Raw genomic sequence first — 3,715 nt, forward strand, 5'->3', positions numbered from 1 at the left:
CCCGTTTTTGCGTGTTGATACCGGTGGGACACAAGCTAGCTAGGTCATCTGGGGTGGTCGGTGAGTGATGGTTAGGATGGTGCAGTGAATAGTCGTGTTGCTGGTCTGCGCCTGCTTATCGATGCCGCGTTGGTCTTTGTTCTCGGTATCTTGGTCCGGTTGTCCACGTTGTGGATAGTGGCAAAAGCAAACGATGATTCCCTGGGTGGATTGCTCACCAAGTGGGATAGCCGCTACTACCTAGCCATCGCTGAAGATGGCTATTTTGCTGCTGATCTCAATACCGATGTTGCTGTCTATGAGCGGACATTGGCCTTTTTCCCCGGCTTTCCTGCGATGGTCCGGGTGGTTCATGAGGTGACCAGGCTTGACACGGTGGCTTCTGCTGCGGTGGTCAATGTGTTTGCGGGGATAGCGATGACTGCTGCGGTCATGGCGATTGCCTCCCGGATGGGAGCCACCAGAGCAGGGCAGATTGGTGCCGCCATTGTGGTCTCTTCGGCACCGATGTCGATTACTTTTTCGATGCCCTATAGCGAGGCATTGTTCGCCGCGTTGGCGTTTTGGGCCATCGTTGCCTTGATGGATCGACATTGGGCGCTCGCTGCCAGCCTGATCTTCCTTTTAGGGTTTACTCGGTTAACTGCAGTGGCGATGATCGGTGTCTTTGGCCTAGTGGTGCTGATGCACGCTCGTCGTGATTGGCGAGCTTGGGCCTGGTTGGCGCTGACCCCAGTGTCCTTGCTGGCTTATCTTGCTTGGGCCAGTTGGCATACCTGGGACGCTGGTGGATATTTCGGAATCCAAGCATCTGGTTGGCATTCCGGTTTCGACTTTGGGTCGGCCACTGGGCGCTGGGTATGGGAGGTGCTCACGACCGGCCACGAGGGCGGTTATCTGCTCTCAGTCGGGGTGATGGTGGCAGCAGTGATTGGGCTGATTGCCGCGTGGGGCCGTACCCCATTGGAAGTGTGGTGGTTTGCTGCAGCGGTTGCTGCCACGGTGTTGTTCTCAGATGGGATTATGCATTCTCGTCCGCGCCTGCTGTTGCCTGTGGTGATCGTGCTGTTGCCGTGGGCGTTGTGGTGCGCTACTAACTTGTCTAGGCGTTGGCAGCTGGGAATGTCCGGCGCATGGGTGATCTTTGGCGCGTGGTTTTCGGCCTATATGTTGGGGGTTTTCGAGTGGGCAATCTAGAATTGCCCCTGCAAGGGGGTAGTTACGAAATCAATAAGCTAACCAAAATAGTTAGTCTCACCAGCATATCTAATGTTATCTATCCGTTAGGGATTCGTTAGGGAGAATAAAATTGGTATAAATCCTATACTTGGCCAGCGTCCCTGTGATGTTAGTGCGTCAATGCTGGGATTTATCTGTGAGTGCTGAAGTGCTTATTCCTCTGTCGTCATCTTGATGGCGAGTTGCTTCAGGCCACTAGCAGTTCTTGGCAAGTACTGGATGTGCAGGGCTTCAGCTCAGCGTTCTGCCCGGGTCTCCGGCGTAGGCAACATGCAAAAGATGGTCAGGAGTAAAAAATGAATAAACGTAACCTTATGGGGGGTGTGTGGAAATCCTCGGTTGCAGGTGTCGGAGCCACGTCAATCTCGCGGGAGGTGGTAAGGACTGTCCTCGCGTTCCTGGCCATCCTCATGTTGGCGATGGGCATGATAGCTATGGCTCCGAGTGCTGGTGCTCAGGTCAGTCCCAACGTGGTACCTGCAGATAATCCCCCTATGCCGGAACGATGTGGCATTGATATTGCTCTTGTGTTCGATCTCTCCAACTCTATTGGAGATGATGGCTATCAGAGTTCAAAAGACGCCGGGGCTGCAGTTGTCGATGGGTTGTATGGTTCGCCGACAAAAGTTGGCATCTATAACTTCGCTAGCAACGCACCAGCACAGAATAACGGCTCTTTGAGTGCGACATCTGTTCAAGATCAAGCTGGCTTGGATACAGTGAAGGTGGCTATTGATGGTTTAGTACGGCCATCCTACGAGCGAGGTGGTACCAACTGGGATAAGGGCTTATCACAAATTCCATTGGATACCTATGATGTCGTCTATTTCATTACCGATGGTCAGCCAACCGCCTATGGAAATCCAGGGTCAGGCGGTAACGATGACTATGGATCTGCTGTTAACCAGATAGATGTTAACAGTGCCATATTGAGCGCTAACGCACTAAAAAACTCTGGTACGCGCATCGTTCCAGTAGGTGTGGGGGCAGATCTTCAACAAGAAACTTCCCAGACTTATCTGGAATACATTTCAGATGATGACGACGGTACTATAGTTTCCGTTTCCGATTATGCTGCACTGGTTGAACGGCTCAAAGAAGAAGTTACGAAGTTCTGTCGTGGCGAGATTGAAATAATTAAGCAGATTATCGATGGAGAGGGCAATGTCACTGATCCAACAGCCGCTGGCTGGGAGTTTTCAGCGAGTGAGGCTACCTCTGGGATTGCCCTCATAGATCCCACCACTTCTAACACCAATGAAAATGGTGTTGCTGTTTTTGAATATAATACCGATGGCCCTGATCGTGAAGGGACTATCAAAATTAGTGAAACTGCGAAAGATGGATTTGATTTTCAAAGTGTGGTTTGTCGTGATGAAGAAGAAAATCCGATTGATTTAAATCCAGTTAACGGTAGTTTCACTGTGCCGGCTACTACTGCTGGTGCTGTTTATTGTACGGTTTCTAACCGTGAGATCCCGGAAACGGGTACGTTCTCGTTGAACAAGGTTGTTGAGGGTGTTTCTGCTGATCTGATTCCTGATGGTGAGACGTTTAATGTCACGGCTACTTGGACTGATGGGTCTGAGGATTTCACTCTGACTGCTGGTGCTGAAGCTGCCGTGAGTACGAATAGTCTCCCGGTGGGCACTGTGGTGACCTTTAGTGAGACTTCTCAGCCGGCGATTGAGGGTTATAGCTTTGGTGGTGGTGTGTTCTCTCCGGAGAGCGTGACCATCGTTAAGGATGAGACCACTGCGGTGACGCTGACCAATACCTATTCCAAGGATGTTGGTACGTTCTCGTTGAACAAGGTTGTTGAGGGTGTTTCTGCTGATCTGATTCCTGATGGTGAGACGTTTAATGTCACGGCTACTTGGACTGATGGGTCTGAGGATTTCACTCTGACTGCTGGTGCTGAAGCTGCCGTGAGTACGAATAGTCTCCCGGTGGGCACTGTGGTGACCTTTAGTGAGACTTCTCAGCCGGCGATTGAGGGTTATAGCTTTGGTGGTGGTGTGTTCTCTCCGGAGAGCGTGACCATCGTTAAGGATGAGACCACTGCGGTGACGCTGACCAACACCTATGAGAAGCTGCCTTCATCGATTTCGATTGTTAAGACGATCAATGTTGATGATGCTTCTCATGAGTCTCCGGGCGTGGAGGTTAAACCTGGTGATCAGATGAACGTTGAGTACTTGGTTACTAATGCAGGCGAGACCACGTTGACTGACCTCACGGTTACTGACCAGGTGTTGTTCCCGACTGAGTCTGTGGTCGAGGGTATTACTTGTGATGTAACGGAGCTTGCTGCAGGTGAGAGCACGACTTGTTCTGCCACGATTGCTGCTCCTGCTGGTGGTGGCGAGCAGCATCAGAATGTTGCCACTGTGACTGCTACGACCCCTACTGAGGAAGAGGTCGAGGACGAGGATGAGGCATTCGCTAACACCCCGGCTGTTGGTGGTTTCTCGGT

The 3,715-nt window shown here is 51.5% G+C and carries 2 protein-coding genes; both read left to right on the forward strand.

The window, feature by feature from the left end:
* The first annotated feature begins 84 nt into the window (after window positions 1-84).
* On the forward strand, window positions 85-1,197 hold the full coding sequence (locus C5L39_RS10535) for a mannosyltransferase family protein (protein WP_245974978.1): 1,113 nt from the start codon (window positions 85-87) through the stop codon (window positions 1,195-1,197).
* Between the two features lie 338 nt (window positions 1,198-1,535).
* Window positions 1,536-3,715: DUF5979 domain-containing protein (locus C5L39_RS10540; protein ID WP_133306294.1), on the forward strand; the 2,180-nt coding region annotated here is incomplete at its 3' end.

It is taken from the genome of Corynebacterium alimapuense (genome assembly GCF_003716585.1).
Classification (GTDB): Bacteria; Actinomycetota; Actinomycetes; order Mycobacteriales; family Mycobacteriaceae; genus Corynebacterium; species Corynebacterium alimapuense.